The sequence below is a fragment of the Variovorax sp. YR750 genome, from assembly GCF_900109805.1.
GTDB classification, from domain to species: domain Bacteria; phylum Pseudomonadota; class Gammaproteobacteria; order Burkholderiales; family Burkholderiaceae_C; genus Variovorax; species Variovorax gossypii.
Map to the genome: position 1 here is coordinate 15,263 of NZ_FOBJ01000006.1, position 16,227 is coordinate 31,489.

Consider the following 16,227-nt stretch of genomic DNA (forward strand, 5'->3'; position numbering starts at 1 on the left):
CGAGACCGGGGCGAGCTGCGGGCAAGCCTATGGCGAGCGGCGGCGCTTCCCGGGCGCCGTTGCGGCCACCTTTGCGGCCGCATCGCTCAGGCATCGGGCGAAGTGCGCCACCATGGGCGGGCTGGCCCTGGGCTTGCGCTGCAGCAGGCCGATCTCGCGGTGGAAGGTGAAGTCGCCAAGCGGCACGACGCGCACGCCTTCCGGCAACGGAAGATGCGCTTCGACCATCGGCACCAGCGCCACGCCGAGGCCGCGCGAAGCCATGTGGATCAGCCCGGGAATCTCGTCGACCTCGATCGCGTCGTTGACCGAAAGACCCTCGCGGCGCAGGAACGCCTCGACCATGCGCCCCCCGAAAGAAGCCCTGTCGTAGCGAAGAAAGGGCTGTTCCTGGATCAGCGTGCGCCAGTCCCTGGTGGCGGGCAGGGACCTGGGCACGGCCAGCACGAAGGGCTCGTGCACCAGCGGCCGCCAGGTCAGGTCCGCGGGCATCCCGAAGGGCGGGCGGATGATCACGGCCGCATCGATCTTGCCGGCGTCCAGGTCGTCCATCAGGCGCATCGAGACACCGGGCGACACGTGCACGCGCACGAGCGGAAATGATTTGCGCATCTGCTCGAGCGCGCGCGCCAGCAGCGTGGGCTGCGCCGAGGCGATCGAGCCGACGCGCAGGAGGCCCTGCGCAGCGTCGCCTTGGGGAAGCTCGCCCAGGCTGGCGAAGAGGGCGCAGATCTCTTCGGCGCGCGGCAGCGTCGTCTGCCCCGCGACGTTCAGCGTGGCCGAGCGGCCGGTGCGGTCGAAGAGCTCGAAGCCCAGTGCCTCCTCGAGGCGCTTCATCTGGCTGCTCACCGCGGACTGCGTGAGACCGATGCGGTCGCCGGCGGCAGCGAAGGTGCCGAGCTTGCACACCGCGATGAAGGTCTTGAGTTCGTTGATCATCCGGGAAGCATCGCAAACATCGATGCCATGGTCAAACGAGCTTCACCAAATTCGATGAATGCCGGCCGTCGGAAGGGCATGGGCTATTCTTCGCACCCTCCAAAGCTGGTGCTCGCCTCGACCCGACCGATGCCTTCAATCAAGTTCCGCTCGCGGCTCTCGCTGGCCTTCGCGGCGCTCGTCGCGCTGGTCTGCGTGCAGGCCGTGTTCATCTATCTCGGCTCCCAGCGCGTCAACTTCTACGCGCAGCACAGCCGGCTGGCGAGCGACATCCAGTCAGACTTGCTGGAGCTTTCCGCCAACAAGCAGCGGTTGCGGGTCTGGGCTTCGCTGCGGCTGATGAACGGCGACGCACCCATAGAGGCTCGCGACCGCTGGCTGGCCGGCATGCGTTCCAGCGCGGCCAGCCTGCGGGAGCTGACGCAGCGCGACCTGGCCTGGTGGACCACGGTGAATTCGATACGCGGCACGCCGGTACCCGAAGCCGTGACCCATCTGGCATCGAGCATCGACCTGCTCGACGCCAACATCGCCGAGGTGCAGGCCCGCCTGCTGCAGCTCGCGCCGCTGGAGCCGGGCGCGGAGTTTTCTTCGGTGTGGCAGCAGATCAACCAGGTGTTCGACGTGACGCGCGGTCGCGACCTGCGCGAGCTCGTCAACGGCGCGATCGAACGCCAGAAGCAGGCGGTGCCGGCCGCGCGCCTGGCCACCGAAAGCGCGCTGGAAGTGCTGCGCCTGCAGGCCATCGGCCTTGCCGTGCTGACGCTGGTCGCCGCCGTGCTGCTCGCCATTCGCCTGAACCGGCGGCTGCAGGCGCCCATCGCCGGCCTGCTGACCGGCACGCAAGCCCTGCAGGCGGGCCGCATGGACCATCGCATGCCGGTCGGCTCGGGCGACGAGTTCGGACAGGTGGCGGAGCATTTCAACGCCATGGCCGCCGAACTGCAGCAGCGCAGGAGCGATGCGGAAGCCGCCCGGCACAAGCTGGAAGAAGCAGTGACTGCGCGCACGGCAGAGCTGCAGACCGCCCACGTGACGCTGCAGAACATCGACCAGCGCCGCCGCCAGCTCTTTGCAGACCTGAGCCACGAGTTGCGCACGCCGGCCACAGCCATCCGCGGCGAGGCCGAGATCGCGCTGCGCGGCGTCGACAAACCGCTGGCCGAATACAAGCTGACGCTCGCGCGCATCGTCGGCGGCGTGGAGCAGCTCGCACGCGTGATCGACGACCTGATGCTGATCGCACGCGCCGAGGCCGACCAGCTCGTCATGCGAAAGGGCCGGGTCGACCTCGGCCTGCTGGTGGGCGACGCCGCCGAGCAGGCCGAGGCGCTGGGTGCCCTGCACGGCGTCGGCGTGCGCCTCGACACCCCGCAGGACGCGCAGCCGGGCGTGCTGCACGTCCATGCCGATGCCGACCGGCTGCGCCAGGCGCTGGTCATCGTGCTCGACAACGCCGTGCGCTACTCGCATTCCGGCGGCGAGGTCAGCCTCGGCTGCCGTGAACTCGACGACGGATGCGTGGAGATCGCGGTGCGCGACAAGGGCATCGGCATCGACGCCGGCGAGCTGCCCACGGTGTTCCAGCGCTTCAAGCGCGGTCAGCGAGCGCGGGCGCACCGGGTGGAGGGCACCGGTATCGGCTTGTCGATCGCGCAGGCCATCGTCGCGGCGCACGGGGGGCGCATCGACATCGACAGCGAACCGTCGGTCGGCACCGCGGTTCGCATCCGGCTGCCTCGTGGCGATGGTGCCGCTCTTGCCGAAACGCCGGAGGTCGCATGAACAACATCCTCGTGGTCGAAGACGATCCGCGCGTGGCCGACTTCCTGCAGCGCGGCCTGCGCGCCGAAGGCTACGGCGTGCAGCTGGCCCGCACCGGCACCGAAGGCCTGGCGATGGCGCGCGGCGGCGAGCCGGCGCTGCTCATCCTCGATCTGATGCTGCCCGGCCTCAGCGGCCTGGAGCTGTGCCAGACGATGCGCGCCGAGGGCCACCACGTGCCGGTGCTGATGCTCACGGCGATGAGCTCGCTGGAAGACAAGGTCAACGGGCTGCGGCTCGGGGCGGACGACTATCTCACCAAGCCCTTCGCATTCGAGGAACTGCTCGCGCGCATCGAGGCGCTGCTGCGGCGCGGACGCGAGCAGCGCGTGAAGGCCACCAGCCTGCAGGTGGCCGACCTGGTGCTGGACCGCGAGCGCATGCAGGTCACGCGGGCCGGGCAGCCGATCGCGCTGACGGCGAAGGAACTGGCTTTTCTGGAGCTGCTGATGAGCGCGCCCGGACGTGTCTACAGCCGCGAACGCATTCTCTCGAACGTGTGGGGCACCAACGAGGATCCGCTGACCAACGTGGTTGATGTCTACGTGCGGCGTCTGCGGGCCAAGATCGACGAGGGCCATCCGCTCGCACTGCTCAAGACCGTGCGCGGCTTCGGCTACCGGCTCGACGCGCAGGAGGACTGAACGCCGCGGCCCTGCCGGGGCCGGCGTTCATCCGTTGTTCATCTGCGCTTCAACTCGCGTTCATCGCCGCGCACGGGTGTTGTTCATCCTTGCGCCGGAGACTGGATTCCTGCCTCGCGAATGCGGTGCAGCACCGGCGGATGCCGGTGTTCCACAACTACTTTCAAAGCAAGGAATCTCCGTGAAGAAAAGTCTCGTCGCCAGCGCCGCCCTCGGCGTTCTTTCCCTGACCCTCGCCACCGGTGCACTGGCCCAGGGCGCCGCAACCGCCGCCTGCGCGCCGGCCGACGAAGCGCAGATCGGCGCGCTGTTCGACCGCTGGAACAACTCGCTGCGCACGCTGGACCCGGACAAGGTGGTCGCCAACTACGCGCCCGACGGCGTGCTGCTGCCGACCGTGTCGAACCAGCCGCGCACCAACCCGGCGGAAATCCGCGACTACTTCGTCAAGTTCCTCAAGAGCGAGCCGCAAGGAAAGATCGACAAGCGCATCGTCAAGATCGGCTGCAACGTGGCGCAGGACGTCGGCACCTACACCTTCCGCTTCAAGGACGGCGGCACCGTGCATGCGCGCTACACCTACGTCTACGAGTGGGTGAACGGGCAGTGGCTGATCGCGCATCACCACTCGTCGGCGATGCCCGAGGCGCGCGCGCCGAAGAGCTGATCGGCATCGACGGCACCCGGGCTCGAGTCGACCCGGCCCGGGTGTCGGCCGCGACTTACTGCGCGGCGACCTTCACGAACACCGGGTTCGAATAGAACCAGAGGTCGCTGTAGTTGCGTGCGTTGATGGCGTTGAAGCGCGCCACGTTGTCGGTGCCGGTGGTCTGCGCGTCGAACAGCGGCTCGCCGCCGGCGGTCTCGTTCGGCACGTCCGTTCCCAGGTTCGTGCCGCGCAGGCGGAAGTACTGGTTGTTGCCGGCCTTCACGGTGTAGCTCACGGCGAAGTAGCCGTCGGCGTCGAGCTTCCAGTCGCTGCGGGTGAAGCGCTTGAGCACGCGGGTCGACGGGTTCGTGTCGCGCGAATAGCCCGGCGTGCCCGGCAGCTCGGGGCCGGTCACGTCGCCCGCGATCAGGTCGATGTGGTCGACCACCGGCTTCACGTTGGCGAAGATGCCGCTGCCGAGCTGGTACTCGAAGTTGTTGCGCTCGGGACTCTTGAAGCGGATGGTGATCTTCAGGTCTTCGCCCGTCCTGGCCGCCACTTCCGAGCCCATCTCGCCGGAGGCCTTGGCGCTCTGCACCTTGAAGTCGAGCGCGTCGATCAGGCCGCCGTTCACCGCGAAGAGCTTGCCCGAGCGCATGGCCGCGAGCAGCGACTTCGGATCCTTGACGTCGCCCCACAGGTGGTTCTTCGCGTACTCGCCCGGCGCGTAGCCGCTGCTGTACTGGCCTTGCGAGACGGTGAAGTGATAGTCGGAGTCGGCCACGTTCCAGATGCGACGGCCTTCGGACAGCAGAGCGTCCCAGGTGCCGCCGAGCTTGGCGACGAGGTAGTCGACGCCGCCGTAGGTGCGCGAGGGCAGGTTGGCCGGGATATAGGCGCTGTTGTAGCCGCCGCGGTCGGGCTCCATCTGGTTGCCGACCATGCCTTCGAGCGAGAACACGATGTTCGGCGCGAGGTCGTTCATCTCGCGCAGCTGGGCGATCGTGTACTTGCCGGGGTTGCGCGACGGGTGGTTGACCTGCAGGTAGCTGGTGTCGGGGTAGTTCTTCTTGAGCCAGGCGATCGCGGCCATGGTCTCGGCGTGCGTGTTGTAGCCGGTGCCGGCCTTCGGGCCCCAGGCGGCGACGTCGGCGGCCGGGAAAAGCGCGGGGTCGCGGTTGGTGAAGAGGTACTCGAACTGGCTCGCGGCCTTGAGCGCGGCGTCGGACATCGGGTTGTCGGTCAGGATGCCGACGTTGCCGTGGTCATGCGACGGCATGTCCCATTCGAAGGCCGCGAAGATCGTCTTGTCGGCGTACTTGCCGCTGGCCTGCAGCGCCTTGATGCGGGGCACCTGGTACTTGGCCATGCCCTCCGAGAACGGAATCTGCGTCGCCAGCTTGTTGCCGGCGTTGTCATAGGAGGACAGGCGCAGGTGATCGGACAGCGCGGCCCAGTCGAGCCCGAACTGGTCGAAGGCCTTGGCCAGCACCTGGTCGAGCGTGGAGATCTGCTGCGTGTCGTCCGATTGGATCGTGTGGATGTGCAGGTCGCCTACGGTCCAGCGGCCGGCCGGTGCGGCGGGGTCGGGATCGGCGGCGGGTGCGGGAGCGACGGCAGGCGGAGTGCCGGTTGCCACGGGAAAGAAGGCCGGGCCGCTGGAGCTTCCGCCGCCACCGCAGCCGGCCAGCATGAGCGTGCCGACGGCGAGGGTGGAGAACAGCGAGCGGCGGAACGGGAGGGGAGTCGGGCGAACGATCGGAAGGGTAGGCATGGCGGTCAAAAAATGACGCGCACCTGAAGTGCGCGTGTCCTGGAAAGCCGCCGAGTCTGGAGGGGGGCGATGACGCTTCCATGAAATTGGAACGAAAGTTCGTTGTTTTCATGCCCATCGGAGAGATGTCGGTGGGCTGGCCGGGCCGGGGAGGCGTGCCCTCTATAAACTGTGCCCCTCCCATGATTCCCAGCGCGCCCGCAACTTCGCTTACCGCGTCCGTCGACGATGAGATGCTGTCGCGCATGGTGCGCACCGACCAGATGGTGGCGGTGCGCCGCAGCGTGCTGGCGGCCATTCCCATCAACGTGGTGCTGAGCTGCACCGCGGCGCTGGTCGCGCTCCACGCCGGCCGCGCCTTCGAAGGGCTGATCTGGCTGCTGCTTTCGCTTGCGCTGAACGGGGTGCGCAGCTACATCAGCCGCTGGCCTTTCGCGCCGTGGCCCGGCGTTGCAATCGAAAGCGGCGTCGCCACCTCACCGGACGGGCGTCCGGTCGAATGGCATCTGCGGGCCGCCGCTTTCATGGCCGGGGTGTCGGGCTGCGTGTGGGCGCTCATCCCGCTGCTGTGCGACGGCTACTCCTCGCCGCAGGCGGTGTTCTACCTGACGGTGGTGTGCGGCATCTGTGCGGGCTCCGTCACCTACGGCATCGCCTATGCGTTCGTGCCCATCAGCTTCATCACGCCGGCGCTGCTGTCGGTGGCGGGCTGTCTCGTCTTCGCGGGCGGCTTCGACAACCTGAGCCTGGCGGCCATGGTGCTGCTGTATCTCGGTGCGCTGGTGCGCGGCGCGGTGCACAGCGACAGGGCCTTCCGCGAAGGAAGCCGCATCCGCAACGAAGCCACCGCCATGGCCACCCAGCTGCGGATGGCGCACGCGAAGTCGCTGGACGCCGCGCAGCAGCTGGCTTTCCGCGCCTCGCACGATTCGCTCACCGGCCTGCTCAACCGCGAAGGCTTCACCGAGGCGGCGACGCTGCACATCACGGTGCCCGACGGCCGCCAGCACGGCCTGCTGCTGCTGGACCTGGACGGCTTCAAGGCCGTGAACGACGCCTTCGGCCACAAGGCCGGCGACCGCGTGCTGCAGGACGTGGCCTCCTGGCTGCAGCGCGAGACCGCGGACATGCAGGCCGTGCTCGGCCGCTGGGGCGGCGACGAATTCGCGGTGCTCTACTGCCTGCGCGACGAGCGGCAGGCGCCCGCGGCGATCGCCCAGGCGCTGATCCGCTCGATCTCCTTCGCCACGTCGCACTACGGCGGTCACCTGGGCGTGAGCATCGGCATCTCCGTCTCGGGCGAGGCGGGCTTCGCCGACATGATCAGCTTCGCCGACGAGGCCCTGCACGAGGCCAAGCGCACCGGACGCAACCGCTACCAGGTCTTCGACAACGCGCTCAACCAGCGCCTGGCCACGCGCCGGGACGTGGAGCGCGACCTGCTCCAGGCCATCGGGGCGCGCGACATCGGCGTGTGGTACCAGCCGATCATGACCAGCGACGGCCGCGAGGTTCACAGCCTCGAGGCGCTGATGCGCTGGAACCACCCGCGCCACGGCCACATCGCCCCGGAAGACGTGATCCACGCAGCCGCGAGCACCGGCGTGGCCGAGCCGCTGCTGCGGCACCTGGTCGACGAGGTCTGCCGGGGCATGCGCCAGCTGGAGGCGGCGGGCTCGAGCCTGGCGAGCGTGCCGGTGGCGATCAATGTCTCGCCGCGCGAGATGGCGCAGCTCGCGGTGGACGACATCGTGCTCGGAATGCTGAAGCTGCGCGGCATCGCGCCGCGCCGGCTGCAGATCGAGATCACCGAGGAGGTGGCGCTCGACACCCATGCCACGCGCGGGCGGCTGAGCGCGCTGTCGGCCGCGGGCGTGGTGATCGTGGTCGACGACTTCGGGGTGGGCTTCTCGTCGCTGGCGTCGCTGCGCAGCGAGTACGTGCGGCAGGTGAAGATCGACCGCAGCTTCATCCTCGACCTCTCGTCCTCTCCCGGCAACGAGGTGCTGGTGGACTCCATCGTCCAGCTCGGCCACTCGCTGGGCGTCCAGGTGGTGGCAGAGGGTGTGGAGACGCAGGCCGAGCTCGATGTGCTGCGCCACCTGGGCTGCGGGCTGGTGCAGGGCTATCACCTGGCGCGGCCCGCGCCGCTGGCCGATGTGATGGCGTGGGCCGCCGCGCGTTCGGCGACCGCCCACGCCAGGGTGGGCTGAGAATCCCAGCCCCGGCCGGTCAGGCCAGCAGGTCGCTGAGCGTGCGCGCGATCACCTTGGTGGCGCGGCGCAGGTCTTCGAGCACCACGCGTTCGTCGCTGCGCTTGGCGTGCGATTCGAGCACCGTGCGCGGCCCCGCGCCGTAGATCACGCCCGGAATGCCGGCCTCGACGTACAGGCGCACGTCGGTGTACAGCGGCGTGCCCATGGCCTTGACCGGTTCGCCGAAGAGTTCGCCGCCGTGCTTCTGGATCGCGTCGACCAGCGGCTTGTTGCCTGCCAGCGGCTTCATCGAGTTGGCCAGCAGCAGACGCTTGATGTCGACGGTGATGCCCTCGCTATCGGCCGCCGCGTCGGCGATCACCTTGCGGATGGTGGCCTCGACCTCGACCGGGTTCTCCTCGGGAATCATGCGGCGGTCGAGCTTGAACACCACCTTGCCCGGAACCACGTTGGTGTTGGTGCCGCCCTCGATGCGGCCGACGTTGAGGTACGGGTGCGTGATGCCCTCGACCTTCGACGTGACCTGCTTGTAGAGCGTGTTCTGCGCGTACAGCGCGTTCAGGATCTTCGTCGCGCCCTGCAGCGCGTCGATGCCGGTGGCCGGCACGGCGGCGTGGGCCATCTTGCCGTGCACCGTCACTTCCATCTGCAGGCAGCCGTTGTGCGCGGTGACCACTTCGTAGCTGAAGCCGGCCGCGATCATCAGGTCGGGCTTGGTCAGCCCCTTCTCGAGCAGCCAGCCCGGGCCCAGGATGCCGCCGAATTCCTCGTCGTAGGTGAAGTGCAGCTCGATGCTGCCCTTGGCCGGCTTGGCCACCGCTTCGAGAGCGCGCAGCGCGAAGGTGAAGCTGGCGAAGTCGCTCTTGCTCACGGCTGCGGCGCGGCCGTAGAGGCTGCCGTCGACGATCTCGCCGCCGTACGGGTCGTGCGTCCAGCCTTCGCCGGGAGGCACCACGTCGCCGTGTGCGTTCAGCGCCACCGTGCGGCCGCCGTTGCCGTACTTGCGGCGCACGATCAGGTTGGTGATCGATTCGAGGCCGTAGTCCTTCACTTCCTGCGCGGGCACGGCGTGCTTCTCGGCCTCGAGGCCGAAGTCGTTCAGCAGCTCGGCGGTGCGCTCGGCGTGCGGCGCGTTGTTGCCGGGCGGGGTGTCGGTGGGCACCTGCACCAGTTGCTGCAGGAATTTCACTTCCTCGTCGAAGTGGGCGTCGATCCAGGCGTCGAGCTTTGCGTAGTCGGTCATGATTTTTCTTCTGTGAATCAGTGGGCTTGTTCGGTGGCGAGGTTGTCCAGCAGGAGCTGGAAGGCCTGCACGGCGAGCTGGATGTCGTCGTTGGTGCTCGATTCGAGCGGGTTGTGGCTGATGCCCGAGTTGATGCCGCGCACGAACAGCATCGCCTGCGGCATCACCTCGTGCAGCTTCATGGCGTCGTGGCCGGCGCCGCTGGGCATGCGGAAGAGCGGAATGCCCAGCGCATCGACTGCCTTCTCCCAGCGCTGCTGCCAGGCAGGTGCGCTGGGCGCGGCGGCGGCGCGCATGGTTTCCTCGAGCTCGTATCGCACGCCGCGGCGCTCGCAGATGTCCTTCAGCGCGTTGACCACGTCGGTGGCCAGCGCGTCGCGCTGCGCGTTGTTGGGCGCGCGCAGGTCGAGGCTGAACTTGCAGCGTCCCGGCACCACGTTGATGGAGCCGCTGGGCACTTCGAGCATGCCGACGGTGCCGACCGAGTCGCCGTCCTTCGCCGCACGCTGCTCGGTGTAGAGGATCAGCTCGGCCACGGCCGCTGCCGCGTCGCGGCGGCGGTCCATGGGCGTGGTGCCGGCGTGGCTGGCCATGCCGATCACTTCGCCCACGTAGCGCACGCTGCCGTTGATGGAGGTGACGATGCCCAGCGGCAGGTCGAGCTCGGTGAGCACCGGGCCCTGCTCGATGTGCACCTCGACGAAGCCCAGGTAGCGCGTCGGGTCGCGCTGGATCTTCGGGATGTCTTCCTGCTTCAGGCCTGCGTGCTGCATGGCCTCGCGCATGGTGACGCCGTCGACGTCCTTCTGGTCGAGCCAGCGCTGGTCGAAGTGGCCGATGAGCGCGCCGGAGCCCAGGAAGGTCGCCTTGTAGCGCTGGCCTTCCTCCTCGGCGAAGCCCACCACCTCGAAGGCGAAGGGCAGGCGCTTGTTCTGGCGCTTGAGTTCGCGCACGCAGGCCATCGGCACGAAGATGCCGAGGCGGCCGTCGTACTTGCCGCCGTTGCGCACGGTGTCGTAGTGCGAGCCGGTCAGCAGCGTCTTGGCGTCGGGCGTCGCACCTTCATAGCGGCCGACCACGTTGCCGACCGCGTCGATGTGCACCGAGTCGAAGCCCACGTCGCGCATCCAGCCCGAGATCTGCGCGGCGCAGGCGCGGTGCGCGTCGGTCAGGTAGGTGACGGTGAGCTGGCCCTTCTCGGCATAGCCGGGGTCGGTGTGCACCGAGAGCTGCTCCTGCCAGTCCCACACGTCGTTGCCGAGCGTGATGTCGGCGGCGAACTTGTCGTCCAGGCGGATCTCGGCAATGCGATGGATGTTGCGCAGAGCCTCGCCGAGTTCGAAGTCGGGGTGGTTGTGCAGCCGGCGCGCGAAGGTCTCGATGATCTCGCGCTTGGCCAGCCCGGTGCCGCGCGGGCCGCGCACCGCGAGGATGAACGGAAAGCCGAACTTCGCGTTGTAGTCGGCGTTGAGCTGCTGGATCTTCGCGAACTCCTCGGGCGTGCAGTCGGTCAGGCCGGCCTTGCTCTGCTCGTTGGTCGATTCGGCCGTCAGCGTCTTGCTGACCATGGCCTTACCGGCGAGCTCGGGGTGGGCGCGGATCAGGCCGATCTGCTCGTCGGCCGACGAGCCTGCCAGCGCCTGCACCAGCGCGTGCTTGAGGTGCGCGAGCGAGCGGAAGGGGCGAGCAGCGAGGGCGCGCTCGGCGATCCAGGGCGAGTGCTCGTAGATGCCGTCGAGCAGCGCGACGGCTTCGGCCGGCGCTGCGGCGTTGAGTTGGGCGATGGTGAGGCTCACGATGCGGCTCCTGCTTCGAAGGGGTGCGCCTGCTTCCAGTGGCGCGCGATGTCGACGCGGCGGCAGACCCAGACCTTGTCGTGCTTTGCGATGTGATCGAGGAAGCGCTGCAGCGCGGTGATGCGCCCGGGCCGCCCGAGCAGGCGGCAGTGCATGCCGATGCTCATCATCTTCGGGCTGTTGTCGCCGGCGGGGTCGCCTTCGGCATACAGCGCGTCGAAGGTGTCCTTCATGTACTGGAAGAACGGGTCGGCGTGCGAGTAGCCCTGCGGCAGCGCGAAGCGCATGTCGTTGCAGTCGAGCGTGTAGGGCACGATGAGCTGCGGCACCACGGTGCCGTCGGTCTTCTGCACCTTCATCCAGAAGGGGAGGTCGTCGCCGTAGTAGTCGCTGTCGTACTCGAAGCCGCCGTAGTCGGCCACGAGGCGTCGGGTGCGGGGGCTGTCGCGGCCGGTGTACCAGCCCACCGCGCGCTCGCCGGTGAGCTTCTCGATGGCTTCCATGCCAAGGCGCATGTGCTCGCGCTCGGTGGCTTCGTCGATGTTCTGGTAGTGGATCCAGCGCCAGCCGTGGCAGGCGATCTCGTGCCCCAGCTCCTTGAAGGCGGCGGTCAGCTCGGGGTAGCGCTCCAGCGCCATCCCCACGCCGAACACGGTGAGCGGCAGCCCGCGCTTCTCGAACTCGCGCAGGATGCGCCACACGCCGGCGCGCGAGCCGTACTCGTAGATGCCTTCCATGCTGATGTGCCGGTCGGGAAAGCTCGCCGGGTTGAACATCTCGGAGAGGAACTGCTCGGAGCCCGCGTCGCCATGCAGCGTGGCGTTCTCGCCGCCTTCCTCGTAGTTCAGCACGAACTGCACGGCGACGCGCGCGCCGCCGGGCCATTGCGCATGGGGCGGGTTGCGGCCGTAGCCGATCAGGTCGCGCGGGTAGGGCAGGGTGGAGTCGTAGACGGTCATTGTGTGGATCAGGACAGCGCCAGCGAGATGTCGTTGGTCGGGACCTTGCGGTCGAAGGTGAGGTTGGCCTCGACGTGCTCGAGGTGTTCGGTCATGAGGCGCACGGCGCGCTCCTCGTCGCGCGCGGCCAGCGCCTTCACGATGTCGGCGTGCTCGTCGTTGGAGTGCTCGGCCGCACTGGCGCTCTGGTACATCAGCGTGATGAGGGCGCAGCGCGAGATGAGCTCGCCCAGGATCTGCGCCAGCACCTGGTTGCCCATGAGCTCGGCCATGCGCACGTGGAAGTCGCCCAGCAGCTCGGTGCGCCCGGATATGTCTTCGCCCGACACGGCGGACTTCTCGAGCGCCACGTGCTCCTTCAACGCCTTGATCTTGGCCGGCGTGACGGTGCGAACGAACTCGCGCGTCATCTCGGCCTCGAGCATGCGGCGCACGGCGAACACCTGCTTGGCCTCGTCGACCGCCGGCGCGGCCACGAAGGCGCCGCGCGCGGGCTCGAGCCGGATGAGCTTGTTCTGCGACAGCTGGAACAGCGCCTGGCGCACCAGCGTGCGCGAGACGCCGAAGTGATCGGCCAGCTTCTGCTCGGCCAGTTTGGTGCCGGGCTGAAGCCTGTGCTCGACGATGGCCTTCGTGAGGGCATCGACGATCGAACGGGTGGTGGAGGACTCCATGTTTTTCATGATAGACCCAAAGCCGGTAACTGTATACACTTTTGTCCACCGGAATTTCCCGCACCCACCGATCCGACTCTTTCGGACTTCCAAGGAGAGCCCCATGGGCCTGAGCACTCACGTACTGGACACGATGCATGGCGGCCCCGCGGCCGGCATGGAGGTCGCGCTCTACACCACAGACGGCGAAGCCGCCACGCTGGTGAAGCGCTTCACGCTGAATTCGGACGGCCGCAGCGACGGGCCGCTGTACGACAACAACTCGCTGAAGGTCGGCACCTACCGGCTGGTGTTCGACGTGGCGGGCTACTTCAAGACCCTCGGCGTCAAGCTGCCGGAGCCGAACTTCCTGAACAAGGTCTCGCTGGACTTCGGCGTGGCGCACACCGACCAGCACTATCACGTGCCGCTGCTCGTGAGCCCGTGGAGCTATTCCACGTACCGCGGCTCCTGATCGCTGGACTTGTTCATGCAACCAGCTCTGTCATTTCGCGAAACACCGAGGAACCGGCTTCGCCGGGCCTCTGGTGTTGCCCCCGGCGAGGGGGTTGGCGAAGCGACACGAAGTGCGCGAAGCCTGGGGGTGAGCCTAGTCCCCTTGCTGCTGGCCTTCTGTCAGTGTGTCGAGCTGGAAGCGGCCGCTCTCGTCCCACAGCCAGGTGTCCGTCCAGGTGACGGTGCCCAGGCGCGTCGCGGGCGGGAAGGGCGAGGCCTTCAGCACCATGCGCTCGATCTCGGCAATCACCTCGGGCGCGTGCTTGGGTGCGCGCAGCCAGCGCATCGATCGCACCTTGCCGCCCGCGTCGATGTTCACCTCGAGGGTGCCGACGGCATAGAGCACCGGGGGCAGCTGGCCCTTGTAGATGTGCGAGCGGTTGGTTTCGTAGATGTGGCGTGCGGCGTCGCGGCGGTAGTCGCGTGCGGTCGACGCATTCGAGGTGCGCGGCACGGGGCCTGCGCCGACGTCGCCGCTGGCCCCGCTCAATTGGCCGGGCACCGACCCGGTGGAGCCGCAGCCGGCGAGCCAGAGGGCCGAAAGAACAGAGGCTGCAAGGGCGAGGCGGCGAGGCGTAAGCTGGCGATTCATGGCCGGGTTTATACCGTGAGTCATCGCGCGCCCGGCAACCGAAGGTATCGATAACGATGAGCGGTGCGGTCGATCAACTGCTGGCACGTCTGCGTCTTGAAGACGGCGTGCTCGTGCGCGTCGAGTCCACGCGAGGCTCGGCGCCGCGCGAGGCCGGCACCTGGATGGCGGTCTGGGCCGATGGCCTCACCGCCACCATCGGCGGCGGGCAGCTCGAATTCCAGGCCACGAAGGAGGCGCGCGAGATGCTCGCCGGAACGCGCAAGCCCTTCGACGGCATCCAGCGCTATCCGCTCGGGCCCAGCCTGGGGCAGTGCTGCGGCGGGGTGATGTTCTTGTCGTACCAGCGCATCACCGCGGCCGATGCGCCGAGGCTGCAGCGGGAACTGGTCGCGCAGCTCAAGCCTGTGGCGCTTTTCGGCGGCGGGCACGTGGGTGCGGCGCTGGCCCGTCTGCTGTCGGCGCTGCCGTTCTCGGTGCGCTGGATCGACAGCCGCGATGGCGTTTTTCCAGACGAACTGCCCGCGCAGATCGACACCGAGCATTCCGAGCCCGTGCAGGACGCCGTGGCCGCGCTCGCGCCGGGCAGCCGGGTGCTCATCATGAGCTTCAGCCATGCCGAAGACCTGGACATCGTCATCGCCTGCCTCAGGCGCCTGCGCGAGCGCAACGACCTGCCCTACGTCGGGCTGATCGGCAGCAAGACCAAATGGGCCACCTTCAGCCACCGGCTGGAGGCGCGGGGCTTCACGGCCGACGAGCTGGCCCGCATCACCTGTCCGATCGGCGTACCCGGCATCACGGGCAAGGAGCCCGAGGTGATCGCCGTGGCGGTGGCGGCACAGTTGTTGCAATCGCTGGGCTGAACAGGGTTTTCCCGGCGGTCGCGCCTGAAAAAACCGCCCCGTCCCTTGTCAAAACTGTATACACTTTCGGTCCACAACAAGCCGCAGCGGAGCGAGGCCCATTTGTCCATGGAGCCTGCGTTCGCGGCACTTTCTCTGCTTACAGCGCCCGCGGTGGTGAGCAGGCTGAAACCCTTTCCCGGCGCCCCCACGCGCCGGGCGGGTTGCGCAGATGTGAAGGAACCGTAGCGAGCGACCCGAGGTCGCGTCGAGGACCGCAACCGTACCCAGGTACGGTGAGGACCGAAGATGCGAGATCGGGACGCGCAGTAGGTTTATTCACATCTGATGAGAGAGAAGCATATGGAAAGCTATTACCTCGACTGGGCCAACCTGCTGCTGCGCTGGGTCCACGTCATCACCGCCATCGCCTGGATCGGCGCTTCCTTCTACTTCGTGATGCTGGACAACAGCCTCGAGAAGCCGCAGGACCAGGAATCGCTCGACAAGGGCGTGGGCGGCGAGCAATGGGCCGTGCACGGCGGCGGCTTCTACAACATGCAGAAGTACGCGCTGGCGCCCAAGAAGCTGCCGGACCACCTGCACTGGTCGTACTGGGAGAGCTATTCGACCTGGATCACGGGTTTCACGCTCTTCACGATGTCGTACCTGTGGAACGCGAGCACGTACCTCATCGACAAGTCGAAGATGGACTGGCAGCCCGGCGCCGCCATCGGCGTGGCGCTGGCCTTCTTCGTCGTGTTCTGGATGGTCTACGACGGCATCTGCCAGATCTTCGGGCGCCGCAAGCACGGCGACACCATCGTCGGCGTGCTGATCGCGATCTTCATCGCCTTCGCGACATGGCTGGCCTGCCAGTGGTTCGCGGGCCGCGCGGCCTTCCTGCTCGTGGGCGCCATGATGGCCACGACCATGAGCGGCAACGTGTTCTTCTGGATCATTCCCGGCCAGCGCAAGAACGTTGCGGCGCTGCGCGAAGGCAAGCCGGTGGACCCGGTGCACGGCCAGCGCGGCAAGCAGCGCAGCGTGCACAACACCTACTTCACGCTGCCGGTGCTGTTCGCGATGCTGAGCAACCACTACAGCTTCGCCTACACGCACAAGTACAACTGGATCGTTCTGCTGCTGATCATGCTCGGCGGCGCGGCCATCCGCCAGTTCTTCGTGGTGCGCCACCGCTTCAAGCTGGGCAACGCGGGCAATCCGCTGCCCTATGCGCTGGTGGGGATCGTGGTGCTGGGCCTGACCATCGTCTGGATGAAGCCCGAGCCCGTCGCCGCCCCCGCGGTGGCGGCCGCGGCGCCGGCGGTGCAGTACAAGGACGTGCAGAAGGTGCTGGAGCAGCGCTGCTTCATGTGCCACGGCGCTGCCGTGCAGATGAAGAACGTGCGGGTCGATTCGCCCGAGCAGGTGACAGCGCATGCGCAGGCGATCTACCAGCAGGTGGTGGTCACCAAGATCATGCCGATGAACAACGCCACGGGCATCACCGACGAAGAGCGGGCCCTCATCAGCCGCTGGTTCCAGGCCGGCGCAAAGACCAACTAGTCAGATAG

General features: G+C 67.8%; 14 protein-coding genes. 7 read left to right on the top strand and 7 right to left on the bottom strand.

Features of this window, described 5'->3' with window-relative positions; translation table 11 throughout:
- Window positions 1-27 precede the first annotated feature (27 nt).
- Window positions 28-939 (bottom strand): LysR family transcriptional regulator, encoded by a 912-nt coding sequence (locus BMY35_RS13850; protein ID WP_093199715.1) that lies wholly within the window; start codon window positions 937-939, stop codon window positions 28-30.
- Window positions 940-1,068: 129 nt separating this feature from the next.
- On the opposite strand from BMY35_RS13850, the gene BMY35_RS13855 reads away from it, so the two are divergent.
- From BMY35_RS13855 to BMY35_RS13865, 3 genes are all read left to right on the top strand, one after another.
- Window positions 1,069-2,724, top strand: coding sequence for a sensor histidine kinase (locus tag BMY35_RS13855; protein WP_093200414.1), 1,656 nt, complete (start codon window positions 1,069-1,071; stop codon window positions 2,722-2,724).
- Window positions 2,721-3,407, top strand: coding sequence for a response regulator transcription factor (locus tag BMY35_RS13860; RefSeq protein ID WP_093199718.1), 687 nt, complete (start codon window positions 2,721-2,723; stop codon window positions 3,405-3,407). Before BMY35_RS13855 ends, BMY35_RS13860 begins: the two co-directional genes overlap by 4 nt.
- Before the next feature lie 181 nt (window positions 3,408-3,588).
- A complete protein-coding gene (locus BMY35_RS13865) occupies window positions 3,589-4,074 on the top strand; it encodes an SgcJ/EcaC family oxidoreductase (protein ID WP_093199723.1) in 486 nt (161 codons plus the stop codon).
- A 55-nt stretch (window positions 4,075-4,129) separates the two neighbouring features.
- On the opposite strand, the gene BMY35_RS13870 is transcribed toward BMY35_RS13865, so the two are convergent.
- Window positions 4,130-5,830, bottom strand: a complete 1,701-nt coding sequence (locus BMY35_RS13870) for a CehA/McbA family metallohydrolase domain-containing protein (RefSeq protein WP_093199726.1) — start codon at window positions 5,828-5,830, stop codon at window positions 4,130-4,132.
- 182 nt (window positions 5,831-6,012) lie between these two features.
- On the opposite strand from BMY35_RS13870, the gene BMY35_RS39055 reads away from it, so the two are divergent.
- Window positions 6,013-8,043: a putative bifunctional diguanylate cyclase/phosphodiesterase gene (locus tag BMY35_RS39055; RefSeq protein ID WP_093199729.1), complete on the top strand. Its 2,031-nt coding sequence runs from the start codon at window positions 6,013-6,015 to the stop codon at window positions 8,041-8,043.
- Between the two features lie 19 nt (window positions 8,044-8,062).
- Here the strand turns inward: BMY35_RS39055 and BMY35_RS13880 are convergent, their stop codons facing one another.
- Genes BMY35_RS13880 through BMY35_RS13895 form a run of 4 tightly spaced genes read right to left on the bottom strand, consistent with a single transcriptional unit; the run spans window position 8,063 to window position 12,727 of the window.
- The gene (locus tag BMY35_RS13880; protein WP_093199733.1) at window positions 8,063-9,289 is read right to left on the bottom strand and encodes a M20 family metallopeptidase; all 1,227 of its coding nucleotides are present in this window, start codon (window positions 9,287-9,289) and stop codon (window positions 8,063-8,065) included.
- 17 nt (window positions 9,290-9,306) lie between these two features.
- The gene (gene uraD, locus BMY35_RS13885; protein WP_093199736.1) at window positions 9,307-11,085 is read right to left on the bottom strand and encodes a 2-oxo-4-hydroxy-4-carboxy-5-ureidoimidazoline decarboxylase; all 1,779 of its coding nucleotides are present in this window, start codon (window positions 11,083-11,085) and stop codon (window positions 9,307-9,309) included.
- Window positions 11,082-12,044 (bottom strand): allantoinase PuuE, encoded by a 963-nt coding sequence (gene puuE, locus BMY35_RS13890; protein ID WP_093199740.1) that lies wholly within the window; start codon window positions 12,042-12,044, stop codon window positions 11,082-11,084. Before puuE ends, uraD begins: the two co-directional genes overlap by 4 nt.
- 8 nt (window positions 12,045-12,052) lie before the next feature.
- The gene (locus BMY35_RS13895; protein ID WP_093058863.1) at window positions 12,053-12,727 is read right to left on the bottom strand and encodes a GntR family transcriptional regulator; all 675 of its coding nucleotides are present in this window, start codon (window positions 12,725-12,727) and stop codon (window positions 12,053-12,055) included.
- A 94-nt stretch (window positions 12,728-12,821) separates the two neighbouring features.
- Between BMY35_RS13895 and uraH the strand changes: the two genes are divergently transcribed.
- Window positions 12,822-13,172 (top strand): hydroxyisourate hydrolase, encoded by a 351-nt coding sequence (gene uraH, locus BMY35_RS13900; RefSeq protein WP_093199743.1) that lies wholly within the window; start codon window positions 12,822-12,824, stop codon window positions 13,170-13,172.
- Window positions 13,173-13,307: 135 nt separating this feature from the next.
- Here uraH and BMY35_RS13910 read toward each other — a convergent pair whose 3' ends face one another.
- The gene (locus BMY35_RS13910) at window positions 13,308-13,805 is read right to left on the bottom strand and encodes a hypothetical protein (protein ID WP_093305544.1); all 498 of its coding nucleotides are present in this window, start codon (window positions 13,803-13,805) and stop codon (window positions 13,308-13,310) included.
- A 56-nt stretch (window positions 13,806-13,861) separates the two neighbouring features.
- Between BMY35_RS13910 and xdhC the strand changes: the two genes are divergently transcribed.
- Together xdhC and BMY35_RS13920 are read left to right on the top strand one after the other, a co-directional pair.
- Entirely contained in the window at window positions 13,862-14,671 is an 810-nt protein-coding gene (gene xdhC, locus BMY35_RS13915) for a xanthine dehydrogenase accessory protein XdhC (protein WP_093199751.1), read from the top strand.
- A gap of 342 nt (window positions 14,672-15,013) precedes the next feature.
- Window positions 15,014-16,219 (top strand): urate hydroxylase PuuD, encoded by a 1,206-nt coding sequence (locus BMY35_RS13920; protein ID WP_093199753.1) that lies wholly within the window; start codon window positions 15,014-15,016, stop codon window positions 16,217-16,219.
- Window positions 16,220-16,227: the final 8 nt, after the last annotated feature.

What these genes read in the sequence shown, in the direction of transcription:
- BMY35_RS39055 (WP_093199729.1), top strand. Translation starts at nt 6,013, where the DNA reads ATGATTCCCAGCGCGCCCGCAACTTCGCTTACCGCGTCCGTCGACGAT.
- BMY35_RS13895 (WP_093058863.1), bottom strand. Translation starts at nt 12,727, where the DNA reads ATGAAAAACATGGAGTCCTCCACCACCCGTTCGATCGTCGATGCCCTC.
- BMY35_RS13920 (WP_093199753.1), top strand. Translation starts at nt 15,014, where the DNA reads ATGGAAAGCTATTACCTCGACTGGGCCAACCTGCTGCTGCGCTGGGTC.
- puuE (WP_093199740.1), bottom strand. Translation starts at nt 12,044, where the DNA reads ATGACCGTCTACGACTCCACCCTGCCCTACCCGCGCGACCTGATCGGC.
- BMY35_RS13910 (WP_093305544.1), bottom strand. Translation starts at nt 13,805, where the DNA reads ATGAATCGCCAGCTTACGCCTCGCCGCCTCGCCCTTGCAGCCTCTGTT.
- BMY35_RS13880 (WP_093199733.1), bottom strand. Translation starts at nt 9,289, where the DNA reads ATGACCGACTACGCAAAGCTCGACGCCTGGATCGACGCCCACTTCGAC.
- uraH (WP_093199743.1), top strand. Translation starts at nt 12,822, where the DNA reads ATGGGCCTGAGCACTCACGTACTGGACACGATGCATGGCGGCCCCGCG.
- BMY35_RS13850 (WP_093199715.1), bottom strand. Translation starts at nt 939, where the DNA reads ATGATCAACGAACTCAAGACCTTCATCGCGGTGTGCAAGCTCGGCACC.
- BMY35_RS13855 (WP_093200414.1), top strand. Translation starts at nt 1,069, where the DNA reads ATGCCTTCAATCAAGTTCCGCTCGCGGCTCTCGCTGGCCTTCGCGGCG.
- BMY35_RS13860 (WP_093199718.1), top strand. Translation starts at nt 2,721, where the DNA reads ATGAACAACATCCTCGTGGTCGAAGACGATCCGCGCGTGGCCGACTTC.
- BMY35_RS13870 (WP_093199726.1), bottom strand. Translation starts at nt 5,830, where the DNA reads ATGCCTACCCTTCCGATCGTTCGCCCGACTCCCCTCCCGTTCCGCCGC.
- xdhC (WP_093199751.1), top strand. Translation starts at nt 13,862, where the DNA reads ATGAGCGGTGCGGTCGATCAACTGCTGGCACGTCTGCGTCTTGAAGAC.